Origin of the sequence: Lichenihabitans sp. PAMC28606, assembly GCF_020616535.1 — a bacterium.
GTDB lineage: Bacteria > Pseudomonadota > Alphaproteobacteria > Rhizobiales > Beijerinckiaceae > Lichenihabitans > Lichenihabitans psoromatis.
The window spans coordinates 1,354,209-1,380,691 of the sequence record NZ_CP085136.1; the positions used below are offsets into that span (position 1 = coordinate 1,354,209).

Consider the following 26,483-nt stretch of genomic DNA (forward strand, 5'->3'; position numbering starts at 1 on the left):
CTGCGTGATTTCAGGAGATGCAATACGTGGCACGCGCAAGCTATCTTTTTACCAGTGAGTCGGTGTCCGAAGGCCATCCCGACAAAGTCTGTGACCGCATTTCGGACGAAGTGGTCGACCTGTTTTTCCGCGAAGGCGAGAAGGCCGGCCTCGATCCCTACCAGATCCGCGTGGCGTGCGAGACCCTGGCGACAACCAACCGCGTGGTGATCGCGGGAGAGGTTCGTGGTCCGGCAATCGACCCGAGCGTCATTGAACAGACCGCGCGTCACGCCATCAAGGACATTGGCTACGAACAGGACGGTTTCCACTGGGAGAACGCCAAGGTCGAAATTCTGCTGCACGCGCAGTCGGCCGATATCGCGCAAGGCGTCGATGCTCTTGCCAATAAGGACGAAGGGGCCGGCGATCAGGGCATCATGTTCGGATATGCCTGTCGCGAGACGCCGGAGCTGATGCCGGCTCCCATCTATTATGCCCATAAGATCCTGCAGAACCTGTCCGAAGCCCGGCGCTCCGGCGCTGAAAAGCGGCTCGGCCCGGATGCGAAGAGCCAGGTGACGGTCAGGTACGAGAACGGCATTCCGGTCGGCGCGACCCAGATCGTCGTGTCGCATCAGCATGTCGACGAGAGCCTGACGTCCGAGGACATGCGGGAGTTGATCGAGCCCTTCGTCACCGAGGCGTTTCCGGCCGGATGGCTGACCAAAGACACGGTCTGGCACATTAACCCGACCGGCAAGTTCTTCATCGGCGGCCCGGATGGCGATTGCGGTCTGACCGGCCGTAAGATCATCGTCGACACTTACGGCGGAGCGGCTCCGCATGGCGGCGGCGCCTTTTCGGGTAAGGATCCGACCAAGGTTGATCGCTCGGCGGCCTATGCGGCCCGCTATCTGGCCAAGAACGTCGTCAAGGCCGGCCTTGCGGACCGTTGCACGTTGCAGCTCTCCTACGCGATCGGCGTCGCCGAACCGCTATCGATCTATGCCGACCTTCATGGAACAGGCCAAGTCGATGCCGGCAAGCTCGAAGACGTGCTGATGAGCGTCATGAAGCTGTCGCCCCGCGGCATCCGCGAACATCTGAAGCTCAACAAGCCGATCTATGCCCGCACCTCGGCCTATGGTCACTTCGGCCGCGCGCCCGATCCGCAGGGTGGCTTTTCGTGGGAAAATGTCGACATCGCCGACACGATTGCGGCTCACTTTCGCTGACCGTGTGAGCGAAGCACCGTTGACGCCGATGACAACCGAAAACGAGACGGAGCCGCAAGCTCTGTCTGGTTTTCGGTCCGGCATCCTGCATGGCCGTCGCCAGGGGCGACGGCTGCGCGAGACTCAATCCAGCCTGATGGAGCACCTGCTCCCGCGCTATTTGATCGACCGCGCCGGCCCACTCGATCAAGGCAAATTATTCGGGCATCCGGTCGACGCCGTTCGGCTCGAAATCGGTTTCGGCGGCGGCGAGCATCTGGCGGCGCAAGCGTCGCAAAATCCGACCATCGGCTATATCGGCTGCGAACCGTTCCGCAACGGCATCGCTCGTCTACTCCAGCAACTCGACGGCGAACCATGGCCGAACCTGCGGCTCTACGATGGCGATGCGGGCGAGATCATCGATCGCCTCGACACCGCAAGCCTCGCGGGCGTCGACCTGCTCTATCCGGACCCCTGGCCAAAACGCCGACAGCGTAAGCGCCGGTTCATTTCCGCCGCCATGCTGACGCGTCTCGCCCGGGTGATGACGTCCGGGTCGGAGCTGCATTTCGCCACCGATATCGACGACTATGCCGGATGGGCGATCGAGCGGATCGACGCCTCGCCCGATTTCGCGTGGCGTCCCGTTTCGGCGGATGATTGGCTGAAACCCTGGCACTCCTGGGTCGAAACCCGCTACGAGGCCAAAGCCAAGCGCGAAGGCCGCAAACCGGCCTACCTGACGTTCGTTCGTCTTTGAGACGCCGACACTAGCCGTAAAGGTGTAGCGAAGCCCCGTTTTGCTTCAGCCACGCCTCGGCGCTCGCGAGCGCCGGGGCAAGCCGTGCGGCTACCGCCCAATAAGCCGGCGAATGGTCCATATGGGCCAGATGGGCGACCTCGTGAGCCGCGAGATAATCCAGCACATGCGGCGGCGCCATGATCAGGCGCCAGGAAAAGTTCAACGAGCCTTGCGACGTGCAGGATCCCCAACGGCTTCGCGTGTCACGCAGCGTGATGCTGCGCGCTGTTTTGCCCAGCGTCGCGGTGTGACGAATCACGGCCGCTTCGAGATCACGCCGTGCTTCGCGGCGAAGCAGATCCAGCACACGCTTGTGCTGCTGTTCGGGGTCACCGGACACGCAGATGCGGGTTTCGGTTCTGCCAGAGGCCGAAGTTTCTTCAATCCAAGCCGCAGCCCGAAGCGACTGTCGCGCCACGATCGACACGGGGACGCCACGGAACGGGATCACCGACCCAGCCGCTAACGGAATTTTGCGCGGCAGGACATCGAGACGTGTGCCGACCCACTCGGCATGCCGCTCGGCAAAGCTTTTGGCGGCGCGAAGCGAACTGCCCTTCGGCATCGTCAGGACGGCATCGAGCGTGGCGGCCCTGACGCGAAGGGTGAAGCGGCGAGCACCATTCACACGCTTGATCGGAATTCGATACCGGCGAGCGCCATGTTGGATCTCGACGAAAGCGGGTTCCGGGGTCGGCGTTGCGGTCCGGTTTCGGAACAACTGAAGCATGTGACGCAGTTGCTCCGTCGATCGGATGGCCCATTGCCCGTCGATCAGCCCTGCTTTCATAATTTCCGCGATCGATGCTGCTGACAACCGAAAATCGACACAGGTCTTAAGAAAGGGTTAACGCGCCGTGTCCGGCGTCGATTGCGCGCGTGAAGGCGACGATCCGCGGCGCGATCTGGCTCCGAAAGCGCGACCCGTTGAACACGCCATAATGCCCGACGCCCATCTGCACGTAATGCTGCTTCATCTCGGCCGGGAGTCCGACGCAAAGATCATGCGCCGCCTGCGTTTGATCGAGGCCGGAAATGTCGTCGTTCTCACCCTCGACGGTCATCAGCGCCGTGCTGCGGATCTGCGACAGGTCGACCCGGCGGTTGCGCGACACCATCTCGCCCTTGGGCAAGGCCTGGCGGACGAAAACCGTCTCGATCGTCTGCATGTAGAACTCCGCCGTCAAATCCATGACGGACAGATATTCGTCATAGAAGTCGCGATGCTTCTCGGCGGCATCGCCATCGCCACGCACGAGATTGTAGAACATATCCTGGTGGGCATTGACGTGCCGGTCCATGTTCATGGCCATGAAGCCGGAGAGTTGCAGGAAACCCGGATAGACGCGCCGTCCGGCACCTGGATAGGGAAACGGAACCGTCTCGAGGCAATTGGCACGAAACCATTCCGTCCCGCGATCCTCGGCCATTTTATTGACGGCGGTCGGGCTGCGCCGCGTGTCGATCGGTCCGCCCATCAGAACCATTGAGGCCGGGGCGAGTGGATCGTTGCCGGCGCCCATCAAAGCGGCGGCGGCAATCAAGGGAACGGCAGGCTGACAGACGCCGAGCGTATGGAGCGTCGCGCTCGATGGACCCGACAGAAAGCGGCTGATCTCGATGAGCGTGTCGATGTAATCGTCGAGGTCGAAGCTGCCCAGCGCCAGCGGGACCATCCGGGCATCCGACCAATCGGTGATATACACGTCATAGTCTGGCAAGAATGCCTCGACCGTGCCGCGCAGCAGCGTCGCGTAGTGACCCGACATCGGGGCGACGATCAGCAGCTTGGAGCGCCGTTCAACCGCAATCTCGCCCTCACGGACGAAATTGACCACCCGGCAAAACGGTCGGTCCCAAACGACGCGCTCGGTGACGGCAACCTCGCGGCCATCGATGCTGGTGCGGTCAAGGCCGAAGAGCGGCTTGCCATAGCGCCGCGTCATCCGCTCGAAAAGCTCGGCTCCAGCGGCGATATTCTTACCGTAGGCCGTATAGGAGAACGGGTTGATCGGGTTCTTGGCCCACAGAAAAGCCGCATCGGACAAAGCCCGGGCCGGCGCCATCGCGAGATGGGCGGCTTCGTACATCTGATAGGAAAGCTTCATCGAAACCTTCGGTTCGGGAGTGTGGCAACGTCATGCTTCGATCGCATGACCGCTGCTGCTCCAAGGGAGCGCGAGACAGGATCGCTTCAACGCGGGATCACAGCAGATGTGCGGGACCGAAGCAACTTGGCGGGATGGCGACATTCCGCTGTCACTCCCCCATCTGAAGCAGTGTTCCGGCTTTGCGCGACTGCTGCAGAAGAGCCAAAAACGCCCAGAGGCCGAGCCCGAACAACACCGCGTTGATCGCGAAGGCTTCGAGCATCAGATCGCCCCGAAATACATGGTCGTTCAGCAAAGCGCGAAGCCCTTCGAACACATAGGTCGGCGGCAGAGCCCAGGCGAGCGGTTGCAACCAACTCGGCAGAATCGTAACCGGATAATAGACGCAAGCCAGCGGCAGCATCAAAAACATCACGGTCCAGGCCAGGTTCTCGGCCCCGAGGCCATTCCGCAGCAGGATGCCGGAAACCAGCAGACCCACGGCCCAACTTGTCAGCATCAGATTGATGAAAAAGACGCCGAGCGCGAGCCCGAGGCCCCACAGATTGAAACCGAAAAACAGAATGGCCATGAACGTGACCGGGATGACGCCGAGCGCCAGGCGAATGATGCTCATCACCGTCAAGGCTGCCACGAATTCCAACGGCCGAAGCGGGCTCATGAACAGGTTGCCGACATTCCGCGACCACATCTCTTCGAGGAAGGACGCGGAAAAACCGAGTTGCCCGCGAAACAGCATATCCCACAGCAACATGGCGCCGATCAGCGTACCTGCGCCGATCGCGATCGGCCCGGCCGCCACCCCTCCCGCCGCGCTCGCATGCGACACATAGGTCTGAATGAAGCCCCACGTGACCATCTGGACGGTCGGCCAATACAGCAGATCGAGCACGCGCGGCCAGGACGATCGCAGCAGATAAAGGTAGCGGGTCACCATGGCGCTGGCGCGCGCCGGCGAGAATACCAGATCGTCGGCGCTCATCATGCCTTCGCATCCTCCCGAGCAGCGCGCTCCGTCTGAAGGCTGGCACCCTGCCCTCTGCCCCGTGCCACATCCAGAAACACGTCTTCGAGGCTGTCACGGCCGAACCGTGCAAGCAGGTCCGGCAGGCTATGGTTGGCCACGATCTCGCCCTTCCGCATGATGATCACGGTATCGCACAGGCGTTCGACCTCGGCCATGTTGTGAGACGCGAGCAAAATCGTAGCGCGATGCCGCTGCTGATAGGCTTCGAGCTTCGTGCGGATCCAATCCGCCGTGTCAGGATCAAGCGAGGCGGTCGGCTCGTCGAGCAGCAGCACGTCGGGCGTATTGATGAGCGCCTTGGCCAGCGCCACGCGCGTTTTTTGCCCGGCCGAGAGCTCTCCGGCCGCCCGATCGAGAAACTCGACCAGAGCGAGATCCTCTGCGAGTTCAGTGATCCGGGCTTTGCGATCCGGAACTGAATAGAGGCGGGCGAAGATATTCAGGTTCTCACGCACGGTCAGCCGGTGCGGCATATCCACATAGGGACTTTCGAAGTTCATCCGGTGCAAAACGCTGTAGCGGTCGCGGGTCATGTCGGCGCCGAGAACCCGGATGGTTCCGGTCGTCGGCAGGATCAGTCCCATCACCATGCCGATCGTGGTGGTTTTGCCAGCGCCATTGCCGCCCAACAAAGCGGTGACGCTGCCCGGCATCACCGAGAATGAGATCTGTCGGACAGCGACCGACGACTTGTAGGTCTTGCCGACCCCTTCCAGCACGATAGCTGGGGTCATGGCGGGCCCGGAGAGAACGGTGCGAGTTTGCTGCTGATTCACGATAAGGTCCAAAAGCCGGATTTATGAACGACCTTCAACCCGGAATGAGACCGACCATGCCCGACGTGAGTACCATCGATCTCGGACGCCCCGCTCGTCGCTTGCGCGTCGATACACTCGTGCGGCTTCGCTGGTTGGCGGTCGTCGGGCAGATGATTGCTTTGCTGGTTGTCCATTACGGCCTGGGCTTCCCCCTGCCGCTCGGCTGGTGCTTTCTCGTGATCGCGAGTTCGTGCGTCCTGAATGTCTGCCTGCGGGTGAAGTTCGGTGTCAGTCACAGGTTCGAGGACGAGCCGGCGATGGTTTTGCTGGCCTATGACGTCGTGCAACTCTCGCTCCTGTTGTTCCTGACGGGCGGCCTCGAAAACCCGTTCTCGATGCTGTTTCTCGCCCCGGTGATGATTTCGGCAGCCTCGCTGTCCCCCTACTGGACACTGCTGCTCGGCCTCTTCACGGGCGCTGCGGCCACCATCTTGGTGTTCAAGCATCTTCCGCTGCCGTGGTTCCCGGATCAGCAACTGGAGTTGCCGTTTCTCTATTCAGCCGGCGTTTGGGTCGCGATCATATCCGGGACCGCCTTCACGGGAGTTTATGCGTCCCGTGTCGCCGAAGAGGCGCGATTGTTGTCGGATGCTCTGGCCGCGACCGAACTCGTTTTGGCGCGGGAGCAACATTTGACGCAGCTCGACGGCATCGCGGCGGCGGTGGGCCACGAACTCGGCACGCCGCTGGCTACCATCACGCTCGTCGTGAAGGAATTGATCCAGTTGGCAAAGAAGCCGGGCTTTACCTTCGATATGCAGCTGGTGGAAGACGATCTGGCTTTGTTGGATCAGCAGGTGCGGCGTTGCCGCACGATTTTGGGCAAGCTGGCCTCGCTCGACGATGAAAAATCCGGACCGCTCGAGGAAATGACGCTGCCCCACGTCATCGAGGAAGTGGCCGACCCACAGCGCAACTTCGGCGTCGATCTCAGTGTCGCGGCGCGCGGCGACCTGCCGGAGCCCGTCTGTTTACGCAATCCTGGTATTCTGTACGGTCTTGGAAATTTGGTCGAAAATGCCATCGATTTTGCGCGAACGTCGGTCCAAATCCGCATGGTCTGGACGCGCGATCGTGTTGCCGTTTCAATCGAGGACGATGGCCCGGGCTTTTCCCCCGATGTGCTTGCGCGCCTTGGAGAACCCTATGTCACGACGCGCGGACCCAGTCGTCGCGCCAAATCTGAAGAGGGCTCGGGGCTCGGTCTCGGTCTCTTTATCGCCAAGACCTTGCTCGAGCGATCCGGCGCAAGCTTGAGTATGGGAAACGCTCATGTTCCCGCGACGGGAGCGATCGTCACGATCACGTGGCCAAGAATTGCGTTCGAACGGGGCAGCGGGCCTCGAAATAAGGATAAGGTCGGCCTATCTGCTGCAATGGCACGGTTGCCGTAGAACGCTTCCAAGACCCATTCCAAACAAAGGGCTTGGGGCGTGCAACAGAACGCGAGATCTTATCGCTTCGGGCTCGTATCGGCCCACGCGGTCATGGCTCGCATCAGAAAGTCGTTTTGATGAGCATGGCCCAAGAGACGCCATTGTCGGCTTTGCCGCCACTGAGCGATGAAGACAAAACCCTCCTGATCGTCGATGACGATAAGCCTTTCCTCACGCGCCTGTCCCGCGCGATGGAGACACGCGGCTTTAAAGTCGAAGCCGCTGATTCAGTTGCCGAAGGTTTGACCGCGATCGCAACGAAACCGCCCGCATTTGCGGTCATCGACATGCGTTTGGGGGACGGCAACGGTCTCGATGTCATTTCGGAATTGAAAGCACGCCGACCGGATGCACGCGGGATCATCCTGACGGGCTACGGCAACATCGTGACGGCCGTCACGGCAGTGAAACTCGGCGCTTTCGATTACATCGCCAAACCGGCCGATGCTGACGAAATCTATAGCGCCCTGATGGCGACCCGGCACGACAAGGCGGAACTTCCTGAAAACCCGATGTCGGCCGATCGTGTCCGTTGGGAGCATATCCAGCGCATTTACGAACTCTGTGGTCGCAACGTGTCGGAAACGGCCCGCCGCCTCAATATGCATCGGCGGACGTTGCAGCGGATTTTGGCCAAACGCGCGCCGCGCTGAGCGCGCGACCCTAGGCGTCCAGGCGCGTGAGCCCGGCGGCAAAGCGCTTCCAAGCCGCAACGTAGTGGCGTGCCGAGGCTCGCAAGCCTTCGACCGCCTTGTCGTCAAGCCGACGCAACAGTTTGGCCGGCGACCCGACGATGAGCGAATTCTCCGGAAAGGCTTTGCCTTCCGTGATCAGCGCGCCCGCGCCGATTAATGAATTGGCGCCGATCACCGCCCCATTCATGATGGTTGCTCCCATTCCAACCAGCACGTTATCGCCGATCGTGCAGCCATGCACGATGGCGTGGTGTCCGATCGTACAGCCGCGCCCGATCTTCAAGGGTGATCCCAGGTCGGTGTGCAAAATGGCGCCGTCCTGGATGTTGGTTTCCGGCCCGATCTCGATCGGATCGTTGTCGCCGCGCAGGACCGCCCCGAACCAGATCCCGACACCCTCGCCGAGCACGACCCGGCCGATCACATGCGCGTCGGGCGCGATCCAAAATCGGCCGACGGGCGGCAAAACGGGCTTGTGATCGTCGAGGCTGTAGATCGGCACGCGATCCTCATGGGTCACGATCGGAATTCCCGATCAGTCGCATCGACCATCTCACCGTCTCGCTGCGTCGATCAAGTCTGTATCGTCTCGCATGAGCGCGGCGCAACATGCCCCGCAGGAGACGAAACATGTTGATCGATGGTCGGTGGTCGAGCGATTGGACGCCGAAGGATGCCAACGATCGGGGGGCCTTCGATCGGAAAGCATCGACCTTCCGCAACTGGATCACACCGAACGGCGAAGCCGGGCCGACCGGCGACGACGGCTTCGCAGCCGAACCCGGCCGGTATCATCTTTATGTGGGCCTAATCTGCCCCTGGGCTTGCCGGACTCTGATGGTCCGTAAACTGAAGAAACTGGACAGCCTCATCGACCTGTCGATCGTCAATCCGAGCCTAAGCCACCAAGGCTGGCGGTTTGGCGGTTTTCCGGGCGCTACGGCGGACGCGCTCGGCAATGCCAGCTACATGCACGAGATTTACACACGCGCCGATCCACATTTTACCGGGCGTGCGACCGTTCCGGTGCTCTGGGACAAGCAGCGCGGCACCATCGTGAACAACGAATCCGCGGATATCGTGCGGATGCTCAACACCGCCTTCGCGGCTCTCGCACCGGCCAGTCTCGATCTTTATCCCGACGACCTGCGCGCGGAGATCGACGCTCTCAACGCGGCGATCTATCCTCGGCTCAACAATGGCGTGTACCGGGCCGGCTTCGCGACGTCGCAAGCGGCCTACGAGACGGCCTTTGCCGACGTGTTCGGGATGCTGGACGATCTCGAAAGCCGCCTGGGGACCGGCGGCTTTCTCTTCGGCGAGCAATTGACCGAAGCCGACATTCGTCTCTTCGTGACGTTGATCCGGTTCGACGCCGCCTATCACGGCGCCTTCAAGTGCAATCTGCGCCGCATCGCTGATTATCCAAAGCTGCAGGCCTACACGGCCCGAATGCTCGGTATCGAGGGTCTCTCCGAAACGGTGAGCATCGCCCACATCAAAGCTGGCTATTTTTCGATCAAGGCCATCAACCCGACCGGCATTGTGCCTGTTGGGCCGGTCTTGGATCTGCCAAACCTGTGACACTCCGCCGGAAACGGCCTGCCTCTTGTGTTTCGCGGCCAACCCGCGTGAGATGAGGACGTCAACGGAGCCCTGCAATGAAAAACGTTCTCGTGCTCGTGGAAGACCATTCCTGCATCGACTCGGTGCTGGCGACAGCCGTCCTGGTCGGCCAGACCTTCGACAGCTACCTCGAAGGCGTGCCAATCGCGCCCGACATCTCGGATATCGTCGTGGCCGACATCTCGATCGGCGCGACCGTATTCGATGCCCGCACTCGTCAAGTGTTGACCGACCGCGCCGCCCGTCACTTCACAGCCGCGATGGATCATGCCGGTTACCCGCGCGACACCCGCAACAATGGTCCCGTCGCGGTTTGGACCAATAAGATGACGAACGACGGCATCGTTGGATGCACGTCGAGGGTCTATGATCTTGTGGTTCTGGGCAAACCCGGGTCGGCCGGCCACGACCCGCGACAAGCCACCTTCGAATCCGTTCTGTTCGAGAGCGGACGGCCCGTGCTGATTGCCCCGCCCACCGTACCAAAACGGCTCGGCGATACGGTATTGATCGCCTGGAACCGGAGTTCCGAAACCGCCCGCACGGTAGCGTCCGCCATGCCGTTCCTGCGTCGCGCCAAACGCGTCGTGATTCTGACGCTCGAGGTCAGCAACGTGCCCGGCCCGTCAGGGACCTTGCTGGCGGCGGCGTTGGAGCGGGACGGGATCGAAACCGAGACCCTGAAGGCCGACAGCAAGTCAGGCAACGAGGGGCCAGGGATTTTGAGCAAAGCGGTCGAGATCGGCGCCGACCTCATCATCAAAGGCGGCTACACGCAAAGCCGGCTTCGTCAGATGATCTTTGGGGGAGCCACAAGCCACATCTTGGCTCATTCCGACATCCCGGTCTTCATGGCGCATTAGATCGCAGAATGAAAAAAAGCCCGCTCGATCTCTCGAGCGGGCTTCGGTCTCATGAAGAGGGACAGGCCGTTCAGCCGACCGGAATGCCCGGCTGCTGGCCGGCATTCTCGCCCGCCTTTTGGCGATAGAGGCCAGCAAAGTCGATCGGATCGATATAAAGCGGCGGAAAGCCGCCGTTGCGAACCGCATCCGCCACGATCTGGCGCGCGAACGGGAACAGCAAACGGGGGCATTCGATCATGACGACCGGATGCACCTGGTCGGCCGGAATGTTCCGCACGCGAAACACGCCCGCATAAGCCAACTCGAACTTGAACAGCGTGTCGGCGCCCTCGCCCGCGGAACCTTCGAGGTTCAGATCGACCTCGAAATCGGTCTCGCTCAGCTGCTTGGCGTTGACGTTGACCTGGATCGAGATATTCGGACCCTTCTCCTGAGGGCCAAGCGAACGCGGCGCATTCGGGTTCTCGAACGAAAGATCCTTGATATATTGGACCAGCGCGTTCAATTGCGGCTGCGTATCGGCACCTGCGCCGTTCCCGTTGCCATTGGCCTCGGCCATCAAACTTCTCCCGTGCTTAAGCGTCAGTTGACCGTTCAACCAAGCCGATCAGCGCCCGGCCGCTTAGCATGGATGATTTTGCCCAACAAGGCGGCCGCTCATTGCTGCGGACCGACAGTCTTCCAATCGTCAGGCCCAAGATCGATGACGTTGGGCGCAGCTCTGCTCGGGCGGCGTTGCGGCCTGGCCCCGATCGCGCCGCCGAACCGTTGGGCCACTGACAACCGAACGGAAGGGGCCGCCAGGGCAAAACCGACGAGGTTCGACACAAAACCAGGGAGGATCAGCAGCACGGCTCCAAAGGCACTGAGCATGCCGTCGAGCAAGGCGCCGCTCGGCGCTTCACCCCCCATCATCGATCGTCGCAGGCTGCGCGACGCATCGGCCCCGATCCGGCGCAGCATCACGATCCCGACCACCGTCGTCGCGAGTCCCAGCAGAAGGGCGCCGCCTAGCCCGATCAGGTGGACCACAAAGGCAAAAGCCACGACCTCGGCGACAGCCCAGCCGAGCAGGAACCATTTGAGACCGCCCGGGAGCGACGGGAACGACAGACGTTGCGCGTAGATCACGACCCTGTACCTCGAAGCGCCACATTCACAGGCGACACATAACCGATCGCCCGAAAGCCTCGTGGCTTTGTTCCGGTAGCATTGGATGTTAGGCGAAGCTCACCACATATGCATCGGAACGCTTTTGGACGCCTACGGGTCGAAGATGAGTGTTGACCGGCGATTTTGCAACTCCGCAGGGTTGCGTGTCTTTTTACAATGGGCGGACGATGAACGGGTCCTTTGACGTTTCGACGGTGGTTTTCGCGCTTTTGGCCATCTTCGTGGTCTGGAAGCTTCGCTCGGTGCTGGGCACGCGCACCGGCAACGAACGGCCGCCGACCAACCCCTTTGCTCGTCGTAACCCGGCCGATGCGGCCAATGCCGCGCCCGATCGCGGAAATGTCGTAAGCCTGCCGGGCGCAGCCGATCACGGCGTGATGTCGTCGCCCCGCGTCGACGACCCGGATCGCTGGAAGGGGTTCGCGACGGCGGGGTCACCGGTTGCGATCGGGCTCGACCAGATCGTCAAGGCCGATCCCGATTTCGCGGTCGCGCCCTTTATCGACGGTGCGCGGGCCGCCTATGAGGCGATCATCCTCGCCTTTGCCAAGGGCGACCGGCAGACCTTGCAGCCACTGCTGGCCAAGGATGTTTATGACGGGTTCAACACAGCCATCACGGCACGCGAGCAACGCGGCGAAATCGTCGAGACGACATTCGTGTCTCTGGCGACACCGAAGATCGACGATGTTCAGCTGCGCGGAAAGACGGCGCAGATTTCGGTGCAGTTCGCCGCGCAATCGATTTCGATCACCAAGGGTTCTGACGGCAAAGAGATCGAAGGAAGCTCGGATACCGTGGCCGACATGCTCGACCTCTGGACCTTCGCGCGCGAGATCGGGTCGCGCGACCCGAACTGGAAGCTCGTCGCGACCGAAACGGGGCGTTGATGCGCGTCCCGGCCCGTAGGCCCGCCCGGATCTAGTCGTGACGATGGCCCCGACTGGCGGAGACCTGCCTTTTCCGGGGGCCGTTCGATTGCGGTTCGATGAGCTCGATGGCTTTTCCGCGGACGATCATCGAGCCGCCTTCGCCTGCCTACTCCGATCGGCGACAGCGGCTCTGGACGCATCGCCCGCGCTTCGTCCCGCGCTCGCCGTGCCGGACGATCTTCGCGCCATCCTCCAAGCCGCCGTGGCGCTCGACCAGCACCCATCTGCCGACATCTGCAAGCGCTTTTTCGAGACGCATTTCGTCCCGTTCCGAGTGGCTTCCACGACGGGCAAAGATGCTTTTTTTACAGGATATTACGAGCCGCTGCTTGAAGCATCGCTCGAGCCAAGCCCAGCATTTACGGCTCCGCTTCTCGACCGCCCCGACGACCTCAAGACATTCGCGGCCGACGAGCCCCGCCCCGCTGCCCTCGCGGGCTATTCGGCCGCCCAAGTTGGACGCGACGGCGCACTGAGCCGATACCCTGACCGTGCCGCCATCGAGGCTGGCATCGCAAACGGCACCTATCGGCCGGTGGTTTGGCTGCGCGACTGGGTCGAGGTGTTCCTGGTGCAGGTGCAAGGCTCGGCGCGCGTCTCCTTGCCGGATGGCCGTGTCCTTCGGATCACCTATGCGGGCCGCAACGGGCATCCCTATACGTCGATCGGCAAGATCATCGTCGAGGAGACTGGTCTTTCGCCGGACGCCTTGGTGCTGGACGGCCTGAAAGCCTGGCTTCGGCAGCATGGCCAGGCGGTGGGTCAGCTCGGGCGCAGCGTTATGCAGCGAAACGCATCCTATATTTTCTTCGAGACTGTGCTGGATGCCTCGGGAGACGGGCCGATCGGCGGCGCTGGTTTCGCGCTGACGCCCTTGCGATCGATCGCGATCGATCGGACGCTCTGGTCCTATGGGCTGCCGTTCTGGGTCGATGCGACCTTGCCGTGGATGCCGAGCGGGCCTGCCGCCCGCTTCGCGCGGCTCATGATCGCGCAGGATACCGGGTCCGCCATCACGGGGCCAGCACGCGCCGACCTGTTTTTCGGCACCGGCGAGGCGGCGGGACGGCTCGCGGGCGGCATCCGGCATCATGGCACCTTCGTGGTGCTTTGGCCGAAGGGTCGTGGCGGAGCGCCGAGGTGAGCCCGCCCCGAGGCCGACGATTGCTGTCGGATGCTGAGATCGAGATCTGGCTGCGGGTTGTGCAGAGCGTCGCGCCGCGCAGCGGTGCGGTTCTGCCTCAGCGTGTCTCGGCTCCGGCGAAACCGGAGATCTCCGTCCGACCCGACGCCGCCCCAAAAACGGCCGAGAAACCCCGGCGCGCGACGGCCGGAATGCCAAGCTACTCGCCGCCAACCCAGGCCGCGAAACCGGCGGCTCCGCCTCTTGCACCCTTCGAAAAGCGCTTTCGGCAGAAGGTCACCCATGGGCGCATCGATATCGATGGCGTCATCGATCTGCACGGCATGACGCAAGCCCAGGCCCATGCCGCCTTGATTGGATTTTTGCGGAGCTCGCATGGCCGCGGCGCGCGCCTCGTTCTGGTCGTGACCGGAAAGGGGCGCTCGCGCCTGCCGCTGTCGTCGCTCTTCGAGACGGAACCCGGTGTGTTGCGGCGAGCCGTCCCACACTGGCTCCGGGAGCCGGACCTTCGCTCCATCGTCCTCGGCTTCGAGGAAGCTGGTGTACCGCATGGCGGCATGGGTGCGCTCTACGTGCGGCTTCGCAAGCGGTAGAGTTACCACATCAAGAGGACGCGGCTTTCCCGCCGCGATCGAGCCCAAGGCCGCCGACCGCGACCAGCACGGCGGCCACGACCAGAAGACCCAGCGCGAGCCGCAATCCCCCCACGCTGGCCACGAAGCCGATGATCGGAGGCCCTCCCAAAAACCCGGCATAGCCGACTGTCGCCACCATGGCGACGCCGGCGGAGGGCGACGAGCCGTAACGCCCGGCCGCACTGAACACCACCGGCACGATGTTGGCGGCGCCGGCGCCAACGAGCGCGAAGCCGATGGCGGCGACCAGCGGATCCGGAAAAGCGACCGCCAGCCCCATGCCGGTCGCGGCCAGCAATCCGCCGAACAGCACCACCCTTTTCGGACCAAGCGCCGTCACGATCCCGTCGCCGACCACGCGTCCCGCCGCCATCGCGATCGAGAAAGCGGCATAGCCGGTCGCCGCGATGGCGGGCGAGGATTGTGTCACGGTCGCGAGATAGACCGCGCTCCAATCCGCCATCGCGCCTTCGATTAAAAAGCAGAACAGCACCACGGCACACAAACCCAACATGCTGCGCTCCGGCATCGCAAAGGTGATCTCGGGCTTGTCCGCGTGACGCGCGCCGGAGCCAAGCCACGGCATCGCCGCAACCGCCACGAGCGCCGCGAGCAGCAGCGGCCCGAAGATCTGCCCTGCCACCTGCCAACCGGCGCCGGCCAGCAAGCCGCCGAAAGCCGCGCCAATCAGCCCGCCAAGGCTGAATGCCGCATGGAACGAGGACATGATCGGCGACGTCCAGCGCCGCTCGACATCGCTGGCATGCCCATTGACCGAAATATCCAGAGCTCCGGTCGTGATGCCCATCAGCAGCGCCGACATGAGCAACTGCACGTAGCTGGATGCGAAAGCCGGCAACGCGAACGCCACCACCATGGCGAGTGCGGACACGCCGGTCGAGCGGCCCGTGCCGAAGCGCGGCGCGATGATACCAGTCGCGATCGTCGATCCGACCGATCCGATCGCCAGCGCCAGCAAGGCAAAGCTGAGATCGCGGTCCGACAATCCGAGCTCGGACTTGAGACCCGGCAGGGCTGCTGCCCAGGTGCCGACTGCAAGGCCGAGCGTGAGGAACATCGCGAGCGTCGACGCGCGCTCGTTCCAAGTGGCCTCACGAACCGTGGGCATGAGGGTCGTCATGGTGTCTCCTTGGCGGTTTGCGCGACATGGATCTGCGGCCCTGCGTCGTGCGGGCGTCGCATGCGTGTCAGCGATGTTTCATGTTCGACGATCAGATGGTCGAGGTCGGTCCAGGGCAGCACCGCGAAGGGCGCGCCCGTCCCAACCTTGTCGTCCGTCACGGCAGTCGCGACCGAGCCGCTCGCCTCGATGAGCGCGCGTTTCAGCTCCGCCTCCTCGGCGCCGAAGACCGACACACCCGTCTCGACTTCGACCGCACAGGCGCCGATGAAATAAAGGTCCGGTCGCAAAACGAGTGCGTCGCGAAGCGCGCGCGCACCGAGCGTGCCACCGGTGCGCTTGTCGACGCTGCCGCCGATCATGATGAGATCGATGCCGCTCGCATGCTCGAGAGCGGCCGCGATCGAGGGAGCGTTGGTGGCGATCGTGAGGCTCGCCTGGGTCGCCAACGCCCGGGCAATGCAAAGATTGGTCGAGCCTGCGTCGAGGACGATCAACTGTCCAGGCACCGCAAGCGCGGCGGCGGCGCGGCCGAGTGCCATTTTGACATCAGCATTGACGAGCCTGCGTTCGGCAAGCGTGCCTGAGGCGGGAGAGATCGGCAGCGCCCCGCCATAGACCCGGCGGCAAAAACCGGCCGCCGCAAGATCGCGCAGGTCGCGACGGATCGTATCCTCGGATGTCTCGTAGTCCCGTGCCAGCTCGGCCGCGATGACGCGTCCGTCACGGTCGAGCCGCATCCTGATATCGGCAACGCGTTCATGGGGCAGAATCATATGCGACCTCACGTGTCGTTGCGTGGTATCGCACGTTTTTGCACGATTGTGCATGTTTTGAATCGTCGGCTATGTCGATTCGTTGCGCGGCTGCGCTTTATGCGGCCTTTCCTTACCGCGGCTCACCTCGGGTCGATCGGGTCTCGATCGCCGATCCGTTTCGTTCAGCTTGAGTCGGACATCCCGTTCTGGTCAGAATCCGGCGGAGCCTCCATCGGAGCGCGGGTCATGCGCGGCGTCGATCCGCCCGCGTGGCGTTCTGATAAGCGCGCCTGCGTGGCCGAGGCGATCCGAATAAGCGCCGTCGATGACGAGGTCGTGCCCGGCGCGTTCGAGCGCCAGCAACACATCGGGATCGAAGCGGCTTTCGAGGCGGAGCGATTGGTGCGCGTCGCCCCAGGTGCGACCAAACAGAAAGCGCGGCGCATCGATCGCATCCGCAAGCCCCTGCCCGAAACCGACGCGGGTGAAAACCTGTGCCTGAAACTGCGGCTGGCCGTCGCCGCCCATCGCGCCGTAGGACATGACGCGACCGTCGTCGTAGAGCGCAAGCGGCGGGTTCAGCGTATGAAACGGCCGTCGCCCCGGACGGAGCGCATTCAGCGCCTTCGGATCGAGCGAGAACGACAGACCCCGATTCTGCATGAGCACGCCGGTGCGCGGCAACACGCATCCCGAACCGTAATCCCAATAAACCGACTGGATGTAGGAAACCGCCAGGCCATCGGCGCCGATGGCGCCCATCCAGACCGTTCCACCATCGCTGGGCGGCAGCACAGGCGAGGACGCGCGGCGCATGTCGATCCGTGCCGCGAGTTGGTCGAGATAGCCGGCCGTCAGGTAATCGTCCGGATCCTCACGCAGGTGGTCGAAATCCGTGCAGACCCGATCGCGGATCAGCAGCGCCAGCTTCGAGGCTTCGATCAGCCCGTGCATATGCTCGAAACTCTCGCCGCGCTTCACGCCAAGGCGGGCGAACAGGCCGAGGATCACCAGCGCGGCCAAGCCTTGCGTGGGCGGCGGCGTATTGAAGAGGCGGGCGGCCGGCATGGCCGGGCTATGGGGAAGACGCAGGCTGAGCGGCTTGCGCCACTTCGCTTCGTAGAGGCGCAAGTCCTCCCGTGTTACGGGCGCGCCGATCCGATCGAGGTCGAACGCCATTTCGCGCGCGATGTCACCGCGATAGAAATCGCTGAGCCCCACATGGGCCAGCCGCTCCAAGGTGGCCGCAAGCGCCGGGACGCGGCGAATGTCGCCCGCCGCCGGCACTTTGCCGTCGAGGCAGAACGTGTCGAGAAAACCCGGCGCATCGCGTAGGCTGGCGAGTTCCATCGGCTCGTAAAAGGCTTCCGAGCGCGAGACCGGGTAACCGTCCCGCGCGAGGCGGATCGAAGGTTCGAGCAGCCGCGACAAGGGCATCTTGCCACCCCGCGAGGCCGAGAGTTCGAGAGCGGCACGCCAGCCGTCCACCGCGCCCGGCACCGTCAAGGCCGCATCCGGCCCGCGTGACGGGAGCCGGTCGTAGCCCCGGTCGTCGTAGCTCTTCAGCGTGGCTTTGGCGCCGGCATAACCGCAGGCTTCGATTGCGCGCACCATCGGCTCGGCCGTGGCGCGGCCCGGCTCGCCGATGGTCCAAAATCCATCGCCGCCAAGCCCGTTCATATGCGGATAGACCACGGCGATAACGCTGGCCATCGCGACCATCGCCTCGATCGCATTGCCACCCTCGATCAAGACATCGCGGCCCGCATCGGCTGCAAGCTGGTGGGGAGCAGCGGTCGCCGCATGGGAAAAGACGGGAGTTTCGATCACGAGCGTGCCACGGCAAGAGGAAGCGCAGACGCTAACCCAAGTTCGAGCTGGATGACATCATCGGATCACGCGTCGCGCGCGCTCGGCTGTAGTCGGCTGCCTTTCCGATGCGGCGCGGACGCTTGTTTGGCGGCCTCCGCTGCAGCGTCGTCGATGTCCCGCTTCAGGCGCGACTCGAGCAAGGCCAACACGGCCGCTTCTTCCGGCCTCAATTTGGGAAGATCGCTCCGTAGCTCGGCTTCGATATCATCCTTGATCTCCAGCATGAGCTCACCGCTCATATAGCAGCTCAGAATCTCTGGATGAATGTAGCATTTGCGGCAGATCGTCGGCGTGTTTCCCAGCCGGGACGAGACACGTTCGATCGCGGCGCGGATGTTTTTCTTGGCTTTGGCCTCGCTGTCGATAATGCCGATTTCGTGCAGCGCCATGGCGGCCAGCACGGTTCCGGCCCAGGTGCGAAAATCCTTCGCGGTTACGTCGCGGCCGGTGATCTCGCGCAAGTAGGAATTGACGTCGGATGAGCCGACGCTGTGGCGTTGTTTGTCGTCGTCGAGGAACTGAAACAGGTGGTGGCCCGGCAGATCGTGACAGGCTTTGACGATGGCGGCGACGCGCTTGTTGCGGACGTCGAGCCGCCACATCTTCCCGCTCTTGCCCTTGAACTCGAAATGGAGCCCAGCCCCGTCGACCTCGACATGTTCATCGAGAAGCGTCGTCAAACCATAGGACTGATTTTTCCGCGCGTAATCCTCGTTGCCAACCCGGATCAGCGTCGTTTCGAGAAGATAGACGATGGTGGCCAGGATCTTGCGCCGGCTCAGCCCCTTCTCAGCCATGTGTCGACGAACCGTGTCCCGAATATGCGGCAAGGCATCGGCGAATGCCGTCACATGCTCGTATTTTGCGCTATCCCGGATTTCGCGGAACAGCGGATGGTAGCGATATTGCTTGCGTCCCTTGGCGTCGCGACCCGTCGCCTGAATATGGCCGTCGGCTCGTTCGCTGATCCAGACATGGGTGTAGGCCGGCGGGATCGCGAGCGCCTTGATGCGATCGAGCGTTTCGGTATTCGTGATCTTGCGACCGTCCGGTCCGCGATAAGAAAAGCCCTTGCCGGCCTTCTGACGACGAATGCCCTGATCCTCGTCGGTCACGTACCAAAGCCCGGCACTTTCGGCCGCATCGCGCGGATCAACCACCTGCGGGTCGTCGGGATCTCGATCCTCTGCGATGGACATGCCGCGCTTCCTCAGTTCCTCAGCGGAGTGCCAATGCGAGTCGCGAGGCAAGGTTCCTGCGGCGTCCGAATGGCACAGGGCGCGATCCGCGAACCTTGCTTCAAGGGTCGCGATGCTTTAGGGCCGGTGACCTGACGTGCCGTGCCGATCATCGGAGTTTCATTTGCCTGCCGCGAAGCCGATCAACTGGGCGAACCTGACCACCATCTCCTGCGTGGCGATCCTCGTCGGCACCGAACTCGTCGGTATGTCCTGGGCCGCGGGCTGGGCGCTAGGTGGATTGTTTCAGTTGCCGCCCCTCGTGGCTCGCAGCGTCGAGATCGCCTTTGGCCTGCTCGGCTTCGTGGCGCTTTTCTACTTCATGCGGGCGGCCATCAAGGTCGAACCGATCCGGGGCTGACCATGACTGACCTATTCGATCGCCGGCAGGTGCTGACCGCCCTGTCGGTCGCAGGCGCGGCGGGTCTTCTCCCAACAGGTTTCACACCGGCTCACGCCGCGGGAAGCCTTACGCTCGGAGCACCGGAAGTCTTTTCGTTCGAGGCCCTCAAGGCCATGGCGGTCGACCTCGCCGGGAAGCCCTATGCGGCACCGCGTCAGCCCGATCCAGAGATCGTGTCGAAGATCGATTACGAGCGCTGGGGGCAGATCACGTTCAATACGGAGTCGGCCCTCTTCGCCAATGGTCCGGGCCAGTTTCCGGTGACCTTCTTCCACATCGGCAAGTTCTTCCCGAAGTCCGTCGAAATGTATGTGGTCGACGCCGATCAGGCTCGGCCCATCGTCTACAATCAAGCCATGTTCGACATGCCGGCCAATTCTCCGGCCAAACAATTGCCGCAGGGTGTTGGATTTGCCGGCTTCCGGATTCAGGAGCCTCGCTCCGGCAAGCCTGATTGGCATAAGAATGATTGGGCGGCGTTCCTCGGCGCGGCCTATTTCCGTGCGATCGGCGAACTCTACCAATATGGCCTGTCGGCCCGCGGCGTCGCGGTCAACACCGCCGTCGCCGATCGCGACGAGGAATTTCCCGATTTCACGCGCTTCTACATCGAGACGCCGACGAGCGACGACACCATCGTGGTCAACGCCCTGCTCGACGGCCCGTCCCTGACCGGGGCCTATCGGTTCCAGATGACACGGGGCAAAGGCGTCACGATGGAGATCGAGCACACGCTCAATCTTCGCAAGGACATCGCCCGCCTTGGCATCGCTCCGTTGACGACGATGTATTGGTTCTCCGAAACCAAGAAGGACACCGCTATCGACTGGCGCCCCGAGGTGCATGACTCGGATGGCCTCGCCTTGTGGACAGGCTCGGGCGAACGGATCTGGCGGCCGCTCAACAATCCCGAGCGCACGACCGCCTCGTCCTTCTCGGATCACTCGCCGCGCGGCTATGGCGCGCTGCAGCGCGACCGGGTTTTCGATCATTATCTGGATGGCGTCTTTTACGATCGCCGGCCGAGCCTTTGGGTCGAACCCGGCAGCGACTGGGGTGCGGGCGCGGTTCAGTTGATCGAGATCCCGACGGACGACGAGATCCACGATAATGTCGTCGCCACCTGGGTGCCTGCCGAACCCGCGACGGCCGGCAAGACCTATGCTTTCAAGTATAAGCTGTTCTGGGTCGCGAACGAGCCGCATCCGTCGCCGCTTGCCAAATGTGTCGCCACTCGGCTCGGACGCGGCGGACAACCCGGCCTGCCCCGTCCCGCCGGCGTTCGAAAGTTCATGGTGGAATTCCTGGGTGGCCCGCTCGAAAATCTACCGTTCGGCGTCAAGCCGGAGGCCGTGCTCAACACCTCGCGCGGCACGTTCACGCCTTATGTGTACACAGAGGCGGTGCCGGATGGGGTGAACGGCCACTGGCGGGCCCAATTTGATCTCGTGGTCGATGGAACGGACCCGGTGGAGATGCGCTGCTATCTTAAGATGGGCAACGACATTCTGACCGAGACTTGGGCGTTCCAATATCATCCCTTCTGATCGCACCCGGGCGAGCGTGGCGCGCCCGGTCTCTCGATCGAAGACGCGGCTCGCCGTTTGGCCGTGCGCGACCCTGCCGACTGCAGTCACATCGCTGACCCGAGGCGCGTTGGTGAGAAGGCCACATCCAGGCTTGTGGCGGTGACCGCAGATCCGGCGCCGCAGGCGGTATCGGCAGATAGACACTAACCTTGTACAGCCTCGATTAGTTCTGCCCGACACTTACACAAAGAGCGTCGTTTCCGTAGCCAAATCGCGGCATTAGCTGGAACTTGAGCGGGACAGCCGACGTTGACGGTCGTTCATTTCAAGGAAACGACGTCATGCGTTCAATTCTTCTTTGGTTTATTGGTATTCCGATCCCAATCATCATTCTCATCGCGCTGTTCGTTCGCTGACGAGACCGCCAGGGTGTTCGCGCCCTTCCTGATCAATACATCGTCACGAGGCTCACATGGCTTTGACACCAAATACTGCAGCCCTTGCTGCCAATAACGAATCCGGCTACTCGGCGGTCTCCTGGGCTGCCATTATCGGCGGTGCCGTCGTTGCGTCCGCGCTTTCGCTCATTCTGCTGTCGCTCGGCACCGGAGTCGGCTTGGCATCCATCTCTCCTTACGCCAACTCGGGTGCGTCGGGCACGACGCTGGGCACGTCTGCCATCATCTGGCTCATCATCGTGCAGATCGTGTCGGCCGGCATGGGCGGCTATTTGGCCGGTCGCCTTCGCACGCGTTGGACGAGCGTCCACTCCGACGAAATCTATTTCCGTGACACCGCGCACGGGTTCATGACCTGGGCTGTGGGCGCAATCGTCAGCGCGACCTTGTTAGCATCTGCGGCGTCGTCCGTTATCGGCACCGGCGCTCAGGCGACCGGCAGTGTTGTCTCCGGGCTCGCGAGCGCTGTCGGGTCAGTCGGCGGTGCTGCCAGCACACAGGCCGCCAATAACTCCGGCGTCCAGTCCTATTTCACCGATATGCTGTTCCGCAGCGACAAGGCTGCGACCGATCCGAACAATCAGGCAACCGTTGCCGAAGTCGGCCGCATCATGTCGCGGAGCCTTGCCAGCGGTGAGATTGCACCGGCGGACAAGACCTACGTCGGTCAGTTGATTGCCGCCAAGACGGGCCTGAGCCAGGCCGATGCAGAAAAGCGCGTCGACGACACGATTGCTCAGGCCAAGGCTGCTGCCGCCAAGGCCGAACAGACTGCACGTGATGCCGCCGATGCGGCCCGCAAGGCCGCCGCTTATCTGTCCTTGTGGCTATTTATTTCGATGCTGATCGGCGCCTTCTCGTCGACCATCGCTGCTACCTTCGGTGGCCGTGCTCGCGACGCTGCGGCACTGACCCGCTAAGGCTCCTGCGGTCCACGCCGGACCGCATCACGAGTGACCCGCTCCTCCCAATGGCATCAGTGGCCTTGGGTGGAGCGGATTTGTATCCGATTACCTTGCGTTGGTGAGCGAGACGCCAAAGTTTAATGTGACCGCGAGGGTGTCGCGCAGGTCGATCGGGAGAGGTCAACTCTGGGAGGGCCTCTCCGTCGGACGCTGCTCCGGGAGGCGGATAAGACGATGGCTCAGGTAACCGCGACCCTCCCCTCGAGCGAGCGCAATAGCACGCGAACTCTCGCGACCTGCGCGGCCGTGATCGCTGCGCTTTACTTCGGCAGTGAAATCCTCGTGCCGATCGCTCTTGCGATTCTGCTTGGCTTCGTCCTCGCACCGAGCGTGCGGAAGCTGCAGAAATTGGGTCTGGGCCGGATCCCGCCCGTGGTCATCACGGTCATGATCGCCGTCGTGTTTCTAGGCGCTTTGGGCGCGCTGATCACGACGCAATTGCGCGACCTCTCCAACGATGTCCCCCGTTACGAGAGGACGATTGTCCGCAAAATTCAGTATTTACAAGGCATGTCGACCGGCGGCTCGATGCAGCGGATCGAGGACGCGATCGCGACGATCAGCAAAGCCGTGAATCGGCAGCCCGAGGCGCAGGTCGTCAGCGGAAGCGGCAGCCCCGCCGCCGCCACACAACAGACTACAGGCGAAAAGCCTGCCGCTGCGCCCATGCCCGTGGAAATCATTGCGCCAACGCCGAGCGCCATCGACACAATCCTGCGTGTCAGCGCGCCTTTGGTTCACCCGGTCGCGACAGCCGGCATCGTGCTGATTTTCGTCGTCTTCATCCTCTTGCAGCGAGAGGATCTCCGTAACCGCGCCATTCGCCTCTTTGGTGCGACCGACCTTCAGCGCACGACAGCCGCCATCGACGACGGAGCGAAGCGGCTGAGCCGATATTTGCTCACGCAATGCGCCGTGAACACGGCATCGGGCATCATCGTTGGGATCAGTCTGTGGCTGATCGGCGTCCCGAGCCCTATCCTGCTTGGCATCATTTTCGCCTGCATGCGGTTCATTCCCTATGTGGGTCCGGTCATCGGCTCGATTGTGCCCCTGGTGCTCGCGTCGGCGGTCGACCCGGGATGGGGCATGGTAATCTGGACTGCGGCGATGCTGCTCGCGGTCGAAAGCGTCATCGGTCAGGTGGTCGAGCCGTTCGCCTATGGGCACAATACTGGCTTATCACCCATCGCGATCATCATCGCCGCCACCTTCTGGACGGTTCTTTGGGGTCCGGTCGGCCTCTTCTTGTCGACGCCTCTCACGGTGTGCCTCGTCGTGCTCGGGCGCCACGTCGAACAGCTCGAGTTTCTCGATGTGCTGCTCGGTGACAGGCCCCCGCTCGCTCCGTCAGAGACCTTCTATCAACGTCTGCTGGCCAACGATCCGGTCGAAGCGTCCGACCAGGCGCAAAAATGCCTCAGCGCGATGTCGGTCTCCGAATATTACGACGCCGTGGCTCTGCCTGGCCTGCTTCTGGCACAAGGCGATGTGGCGCAAAACAGGCTGGATCACGATCGGCAGGAGCAGATCAAGGCCGCGGCCCTGGACGTCGTCGAAGATCTCGAGCGCGACGCGCCAGGGGACGATCAGCCGGACGATCGACAAAAATTCTGGTCGACCGGCAAGCCGACGGAAGTGACGGATGCCGACGTCGCGACCAAGCCGGATGATCTCGTGCCGGAGACACCGCCGCAATTTACGAAAGCCGGCAGTGTGCTGTGTGTCGGCGCGCGTGGCCCGCTCGACGACGCCGCCGCCGCCATGCTGGTGCAGGTGTTTCTCGGCCACCAGATCGGCGCCCGCTGTGAGAGCTACACCGCGCTGTCTAAAACGGAAATCGATCACCTCGACGTTGCCGGCGTCGCGCTGATCTGCCTTTCGGCCTTGGACGGCAGCAGCCCGGCCTTTTTGCGGTTCGTGCTTCGGCGTTTACGACGTCGAGCGCCGAGAGCTCACATCCTCGTTGGTGCATGGTGGCGCATCGGCGGTCTCCGCGACACGGATGAGGAGATCGATCAGGTCGTCAAAGACCCGAAAGTGACGACATTCGTGGATGCGATCCGCTATTGCATGTCGCAGCCGCCTGAGGGAGTTGTCGACGCGGTCGACCCGATCGAGACGGCCGCGACGCTTCCGGCCGTGGTCCCGGCTCTCTCATGAGCGCGGGAGATCCTGAAACCGCCGCTGTGCCCGAACGCCTGATGTTCGAGGATTTCCACGAGGGTCGTAAGTTCGTATTCGGCGATTACCTCGTCACCGAGGCGGAGATCCGGGCGTTCGCGGCGGAGTTTGATCCGCAGCCGTTTCATCTCGACGAGGCCGCGGCTCTCTCGTCGCCGCTCAAGGGGCTCGCGGCGTCTGGCTGGCATACGGCGTCCCTCGGCATGCGGATGATCTTCGATGGTTTTTTGCATCGCTCATCCTCGCAGGGAAGCCCAGGGATCGACGAACTGAACTGGCGCGCGCCGGTGCGTGCCGGTGATCGCCTGCGAATGTCGGCGCGCGTGACGTCGGCCCGGCGATCCCGGTCGCGTCCCCAGATGGGCCTCGTCGGCTTTGCTTTCGAGATGATGAACCAGACCGGCACCTGTGTCATGACGCAGGCCAACACGATCATGTTCGGCTGTCGTGACAAGGGAGCGTGACCATGTTCTTCGAGGACGTGGTGGTGGGCGAGACGGTCCAATTCGGGTCCCATCTGTTCACGGCAGAGGAGATCGTCGCCTTCGCAAGCCGTTACGATCCCCAAAGCTTTCACATGGATGAGGAGGCCGCGCGCACGGGTCCCTTCGGCCGTTTGGCCGCCTCGGGGTGGCACACGGCCGCGATCTGGATGAAGCTCAATGTCGCGGCCCGGCAAGCCGAGGAGGGCAGCGGGCCGATGCAGGTGGGACCGTCGCCGGGCTTCAAGAGCCTCAAGTGGATCGTCCCTGTCTTTGCCGGCGACACCCTGTCCTTCGCATCCTGCGTGACCGGCAAGCGCGTGACCTCGAAGCCCGATTGGGGGTTGGTGTTCAGTCATTGCACCGGCCACAAAGCCGATGGCACGGTGGCGTTCAGCTTCGAGGGTTGCGTCTTATGGCGGCGACGACCCGCCGCCGACCTTACGGTCAGTGACCTGAGAATTCCATCAGGGTCCTGACCGGAACCCCGAGGTTTCTGATCTTCTCGGCGCCGCCGAGATCGGGAAGGTCGATGACGAAGCAGGCCGCAACGACGTCTGCGCCGATCTGCTTCAGCAGCTTGACCGCACCCTCGGCCGTTCCACCTGTCGCGATCAAGTCGTCGACCAGGATGACGCGCTCGCCTGGCAAGACTGCATCTTGGTGAACCTCCATCTCGTCGATGCCATATTCCAGCGAATAGGCCACACTGACGACCGTAAAGGGAAGCTTGCCCTTTTTGCGGATCGGAACGAAGCCGGCCGATAACTGATGAGCGACCGCTCCGCCAAGAATGAATCCACGCGCTTCCATCCCGGCGACCTTGTCGATCTTGGTGCCGGCCCAGGGCTGCACCAACTCGTCGATCGCGCGTCGAAAGGCGCGTGCATTCCCGAGCAGGGTCGTGATGTCGCGGAACAGGATACCTGGTTTCGGATAATCCGGGATCGTCCGGATCGAAGCCTTGAGGTCGTCGGTGATCATGAGGT

The 26,483-nt window shown here is 62.8% G+C and carries 27 protein-coding genes; 15 read left to right on the forward strand and 12 right to left on the reverse strand.

Annotated elements, in window-relative coordinates:
• The first annotated feature begins 17 nt into the window (after positions 1-17).
• Positions 18-1,217, forward strand: a complete 1,200-nt coding sequence (gene metK / locus LGH83_RS06530) for a methionine adenosyltransferase (protein WP_413771116.1) — start codon at positions 18-20, stop codon at positions 1,215-1,217.
• Positions 1,218-1,245: 28 nt separating this feature from the next.
• Entirely contained in the window at positions 1,246-1,959 is a 714-nt protein-coding gene (trmB, locus tag LGH83_RS06535; protein WP_227401096.1) for a tRNA (guanine(46)-N(7))-methyltransferase TrmB, read from the forward strand.
• A 10-nt stretch (positions 1,960-1,969) separates the two neighbouring features.
• On the opposite strand, the gene LGH83_RS06540 is transcribed toward trmB, so the two are convergent.
• From LGH83_RS06540 to LGH83_RS06555, 4 genes are all read right to left on the reverse strand, one after another.
• Complete coding sequence (locus LGH83_RS06540; protein WP_227401097.1) at positions 1,970-2,791, reverse strand: M48 family metallopeptidase; 822 nt, start codon at positions 2,789-2,791, stop codon at positions 1,970-1,972.
• Positions 2,792-2,837: 46 nt separating this feature from the next.
• A complete protein-coding gene (locus tag LGH83_RS06545) occupies positions 2,838-4,109 on the reverse strand; it encodes a polyhydroxyalkanoate depolymerase (protein WP_227401098.1) in 1,272 nt (423 codons plus the stop codon).
• Between the two features lie 151 nt (positions 4,110-4,260).
• The gene (locus LGH83_RS06550) at positions 4,261-5,094 is read right to left on the reverse strand and encodes an ABC transporter permease (RefSeq protein ID WP_227401755.1); all 834 of its coding nucleotides are present in this window, start codon (positions 5,092-5,094) and stop codon (positions 4,261-4,263) included.
• Complete coding sequence (locus tag LGH83_RS06555; protein WP_227401756.1) at positions 5,094-5,873, reverse strand: ABC transporter ATP-binding protein; 780 nt, start codon at positions 5,871-5,873, stop codon at positions 5,094-5,096. The genes LGH83_RS06550 and LGH83_RS06555 overlap by 1 nt, the downstream gene beginning before the upstream one ends.
• A 98-nt stretch (positions 5,874-5,971) precedes the next feature.
• On the opposite strand from LGH83_RS06555, the gene LGH83_RS06560 reads away from it, so the two are divergent.
• Positions 5,972-7,351, forward strand: coding sequence for an ActS/PrrB/RegB family redox-sensitive histidine kinase (locus LGH83_RS06560; RefSeq protein WP_227401099.1), 1,380 nt, complete (start codon positions 5,972-5,974; stop codon positions 7,349-7,351).
• 119 nt (positions 7,352-7,470) lie between these two features.
• Positions 7,471-8,046, forward strand: coding sequence for an ActR/PrrA/RegA family redox response regulator transcription factor (locus tag LGH83_RS06565; protein ID WP_319799624.1), 576 nt, complete (start codon positions 7,471-7,473; stop codon positions 8,044-8,046).
• A gap of 10 nt (positions 8,047-8,056) precedes the next feature.
• On the opposite strand, the gene LGH83_RS06570 is transcribed toward LGH83_RS06565, so the two are convergent.
• Positions 8,057-8,590, reverse strand: a complete 534-nt coding sequence (locus LGH83_RS06570) for a gamma carbonic anhydrase family protein (RefSeq protein WP_227401758.1) — start codon at positions 8,588-8,590, stop codon at positions 8,057-8,059.
• Positions 8,591-8,718: 128 nt separating this feature from the next.
• Here LGH83_RS06570 and LGH83_RS06575 point away from each other — a divergent pair, with 128 nt between their 5' ends.
• Positions 8,719-9,672 (forward strand): glutathione S-transferase family protein, encoded by a 954-nt coding sequence (locus tag LGH83_RS06575; RefSeq protein WP_227401100.1) that lies wholly within the window; start codon positions 8,719-8,721, stop codon positions 9,670-9,672.
• Between the two features lie 77 nt (positions 9,673-9,749).
• Positions 9,750-10,577: a universal stress protein gene (locus LGH83_RS06580; RefSeq protein ID WP_227401101.1), complete on the forward strand. Its 828-nt coding sequence runs from the start codon at positions 9,750-9,752 to the stop codon at positions 10,575-10,577.
• A 70-nt stretch (positions 10,578-10,647) separates the two neighbouring features.
• Here LGH83_RS06580 and secB read toward each other — a convergent pair whose 3' ends face one another.
• Both secB and LGH83_RS06590 read right to left on the reverse strand, forming a co-directional pair.
• Positions 10,648-11,139: a protein-export chaperone SecB gene (gene secB, locus LGH83_RS06585; protein ID WP_131118559.1), complete on the reverse strand. Its 492-nt coding sequence runs from the start codon at positions 11,137-11,139 to the stop codon at positions 10,648-10,650.
• Positions 11,140-11,237: 98 nt separating this feature from the next.
• Complete coding sequence (locus LGH83_RS06590) at positions 11,238-11,711, reverse strand: FxsA family protein (RefSeq protein ID WP_227401102.1); 474 nt, start codon at positions 11,709-11,711, stop codon at positions 11,238-11,240.
• 209 nt (positions 11,712-11,920) lie between these two features.
• Between LGH83_RS06590 and LGH83_RS06595 the strand changes: the two genes are divergently transcribed.
• The 3 genes from LGH83_RS06595 to LGH83_RS06605 are packed head-to-tail and all read left to right on the forward strand — an operon-like array spanning position 11,921 to position 14,422.
• Positions 11,921-12,643, forward strand: a complete 723-nt coding sequence (locus LGH83_RS06595) for a Tim44/TimA family putative adaptor protein (protein WP_227401103.1) — start codon at positions 11,921-11,923, stop codon at positions 12,641-12,643.
• A 43-nt stretch (positions 12,644-12,686) separates the two neighbouring features.
• The gene (locus LGH83_RS06600; RefSeq protein ID WP_227401759.1) at positions 12,687-13,829 is read left to right on the forward strand and encodes a murein transglycosylase A; all 1,143 of its coding nucleotides are present in this window, start codon (positions 12,687-12,689) and stop codon (positions 13,827-13,829) included.
• Positions 13,826-14,422 carry a Smr/MutS family protein gene (locus LGH83_RS06605; RefSeq protein ID WP_227401104.1) on the forward strand — a complete coding sequence of 199 codons (597 nt, stop codon included), beginning with the start codon at positions 13,826-13,828 and terminating at the stop codon, positions 14,420-14,422. Before LGH83_RS06600 ends, LGH83_RS06605 begins: the two co-directional genes overlap by 4 nt.
• A 10-nt stretch (positions 14,423-14,432) precedes the next feature.
• Here LGH83_RS06605 and LGH83_RS06610 read toward each other — a convergent pair whose 3' ends face one another.
• The 4 genes from LGH83_RS06610 to LGH83_RS06625 all read right to left on the reverse strand — a co-directional run bounded on the left by LGH83_RS06610 (position 14,433) and on the right by LGH83_RS06625 (position 19,434).
• Positions 14,433-15,605, reverse strand: a complete 1,173-nt coding sequence (locus LGH83_RS06610) for an MFS transporter (RefSeq protein ID WP_227401105.1) — start codon at positions 15,603-15,605, stop codon at positions 14,433-14,435.
• The gene (locus LGH83_RS06615; RefSeq protein WP_227401106.1) at positions 15,602-16,381 is read right to left on the reverse strand and encodes a DeoR/GlpR family DNA-binding transcription regulator; all 780 of its coding nucleotides are present in this window, start codon (positions 16,379-16,381) and stop codon (positions 15,602-15,604) included. The genes LGH83_RS06610 and LGH83_RS06615 overlap by 4 nt, the downstream gene beginning before the upstream one ends.
• Positions 16,382-16,573: 192 nt before the next feature.
• Complete coding sequence (locus LGH83_RS06620; protein ID WP_227401107.1) at positions 16,574-18,193, reverse strand: gamma-glutamyltransferase family protein; 1,620 nt, start codon at positions 18,191-18,193, stop codon at positions 16,574-16,576.
• Positions 18,194-18,258: 65 nt separating this feature from the next.
• Positions 18,259-19,434, reverse strand: coding sequence for a DNA topoisomerase IB (locus tag LGH83_RS06625; protein WP_227401108.1), 1,176 nt, complete (start codon positions 19,432-19,434; stop codon positions 18,259-18,261).
• Between the two features lie 163 nt (positions 19,435-19,597).
• On the opposite strand from LGH83_RS06625, the gene LGH83_RS06630 reads away from it, so the two are divergent.
• The 6 genes from LGH83_RS06630 (at position 19,598) to LGH83_RS06655 (ending at position 25,973) form a co-directional block, all read left to right on the forward strand.
• Positions 19,598-19,834 carry a hypothetical protein gene (locus tag LGH83_RS06630; RefSeq protein ID WP_131118575.1) on the forward strand — a complete coding sequence of 79 codons (237 nt, stop codon included), beginning with the start codon at positions 19,598-19,600 and terminating at the stop codon, positions 19,832-19,834.
• A 2-nt stretch (positions 19,835-19,836) separates the two neighbouring features.
• Positions 19,837-21,423 (forward strand): glucan biosynthesis protein, encoded by a 1,587-nt coding sequence (locus tag LGH83_RS06635; RefSeq protein ID WP_227401109.1) that lies wholly within the window; start codon positions 19,837-19,839, stop codon positions 21,421-21,423.
• Positions 21,424-21,877: 454 nt separating this feature from the next.
• On the forward strand, positions 21,878-22,783 hold the full coding sequence (locus LGH83_RS06640) for a hypothetical protein (protein WP_227401110.1): 906 nt from the start codon (positions 21,878-21,880) through the stop codon (positions 22,781-22,783).
• A 219-nt stretch (positions 22,784-23,002) separates the two neighbouring features.
• Positions 23,003-24,991, forward strand: coding sequence for an AI-2E family transporter (locus LGH83_RS06645; protein WP_227401111.1), 1,989 nt, complete (start codon positions 23,003-23,005; stop codon positions 24,989-24,991).
• On the forward strand, positions 24,988-25,476 hold the full coding sequence (locus tag LGH83_RS06650) for a MaoC family dehydratase (protein ID WP_227401112.1): 489 nt from the start codon (positions 24,988-24,990) through the stop codon (positions 25,474-25,476). The genes LGH83_RS06645 and LGH83_RS06650 overlap by 4 nt, the downstream gene beginning before the upstream one ends.
• A gap of 2 nt (positions 25,477-25,478) precedes the next feature.
• Positions 25,479-25,973, forward strand: a complete 495-nt coding sequence (locus LGH83_RS06655) for a MaoC family dehydratase (protein WP_227401113.1) — start codon at positions 25,479-25,481, stop codon at positions 25,971-25,973.
• Here LGH83_RS06655 and LGH83_RS06660 read toward each other — a convergent pair.
• Positions 25,942-26,478 (reverse strand): adenine phosphoribosyltransferase, encoded by a 537-nt coding sequence (locus LGH83_RS06660; RefSeq protein WP_131118586.1) that lies wholly within the window; start codon positions 26,476-26,478, stop codon positions 25,942-25,944. The two genes, LGH83_RS06655 and LGH83_RS06660, sit on opposite strands and share 32 nt — an antisense overlap.
• Between the last annotated feature and the right edge of the window lie 5 nt (positions 26,479-26,483).

Bases quoted from the DNA above. Each gene is read 5' to 3' on its own strand.
- metK (WP_413771116.1), top strand. From the start codon at position 18: ATGCAATACGTGGCACGCGCAAGCTATCTTTTTACCAGTGAGTCGGTG.
- trmB (WP_227401096.1), top strand. From the start codon at position 1,246: ATGACAACCGAAAACGAGACGGAGCCGCAAGCTCTGTCTGGTTTTCGG.
- LGH83_RS06540 (WP_227401097.1), bottom strand. From the start codon at position 2,791: ATGAAAGCAGGGCTGATCGACGGGCAATGGGCCATCCGATCGACGGAG.
- LGH83_RS06545 (WP_227401098.1), bottom strand. From the start codon at position 4,109: ATGAAGCTTTCCTATCAGATGTACGAAGCCGCCCATCTCGCGATGGCG.
- LGH83_RS06550 (WP_227401755.1), bottom strand. From the start codon at position 5,094: ATGAGCGCCGACGATCTGGTATTCTCGCCGGCGCGCGCCAGCGCCATG.
- LGH83_RS06555 (WP_227401756.1), bottom strand. From the start codon at position 5,873: ATGACCCCAGCTATCGTGCTGGAAGGGGTCGGCAAGACCTACAAGTCG.
- LGH83_RS06560 (WP_227401099.1), top strand. From the start codon at position 5,972: ATGCCCGACGTGAGTACCATCGATCTCGGACGCCCCGCTCGTCGCTTG.
- LGH83_RS06565 (WP_319799624.1), top strand. From the start codon at position 7,471: ATGAGCATGGCCCAAGAGACGCCATTGTCGGCTTTGCCGCCACTGAGC.
- LGH83_RS06575 (WP_227401100.1), top strand. From the start codon at position 8,719: ATGTTGATCGATGGTCGGTGGTCGAGCGATTGGACGCCGAAGGATGCC.
- LGH83_RS06580 (WP_227401101.1), top strand. From the start codon at position 9,750: ATGAAAAACGTTCTCGTGCTCGTGGAAGACCATTCCTGCATCGACTCG.
- secB (WP_131118559.1), bottom strand. From the start codon at position 11,139: ATGGCCGAGGCCAATGGCAACGGGAACGGCGCAGGTGCCGATACGCAG.
- LGH83_RS06595 (WP_227401103.1), top strand. From the start codon at position 11,921: ATGAACGGGTCCTTTGACGTTTCGACGGTGGTTTTCGCGCTTTTGGCC.
- LGH83_RS06600 (WP_227401759.1), top strand. From the start codon at position 12,687: ATGGCCCCGACTGGCGGAGACCTGCCTTTTCCGGGGGCCGTTCGATTG.
- LGH83_RS06610 (WP_227401105.1), bottom strand. From the start codon at position 15,605: ATGACGACCCTCATGCCCACGGTTCGTGAGGCCACTTGGAACGAGCGC.
- LGH83_RS06615 (WP_227401106.1), bottom strand. From the start codon at position 16,381: ATGATTCTGCCCCATGAACGCGTTGCCGATATCAGGATGCGGCTCGAC.
- LGH83_RS06625 (WP_227401108.1), bottom strand. From the start codon at position 19,434: ATGTCCATCGCAGAGGATCGAGATCCCGACGACCCGCAGGTGGTTGAT.
- LGH83_RS06635 (WP_227401109.1), top strand. From the start codon at position 19,837: ATGACTGACCTATTCGATCGCCGGCAGGTGCTGACCGCCCTGTCGGTC.
- LGH83_RS06640 (WP_227401110.1), top strand. From the start codon at position 21,878: ATGGCTTTGACACCAAATACTGCAGCCCTTGCTGCCAATAACGAATCC.
- LGH83_RS06645 (WP_227401111.1), top strand. From the start codon at position 23,003: ATGGCTCAGGTAACCGCGACCCTCCCCTCGAGCGAGCGCAATAGCACG.
- LGH83_RS06650 (WP_227401112.1), top strand. From the start codon at position 24,988: ATGAGCGCGGGAGATCCTGAAACCGCCGCTGTGCCCGAACGCCTGATG.
- LGH83_RS06655 (WP_227401113.1), top strand. From the start codon at position 25,479: ATGTTCTTCGAGGACGTGGTGGTGGGCGAGACGGTCCAATTCGGGTCC.
- LGH83_RS06660 (WP_131118586.1), bottom strand. From the start codon at position 26,478: ATGATCACCGACGACCTCAAGGCTTCGATCCGGACGATCCCGGATTAT.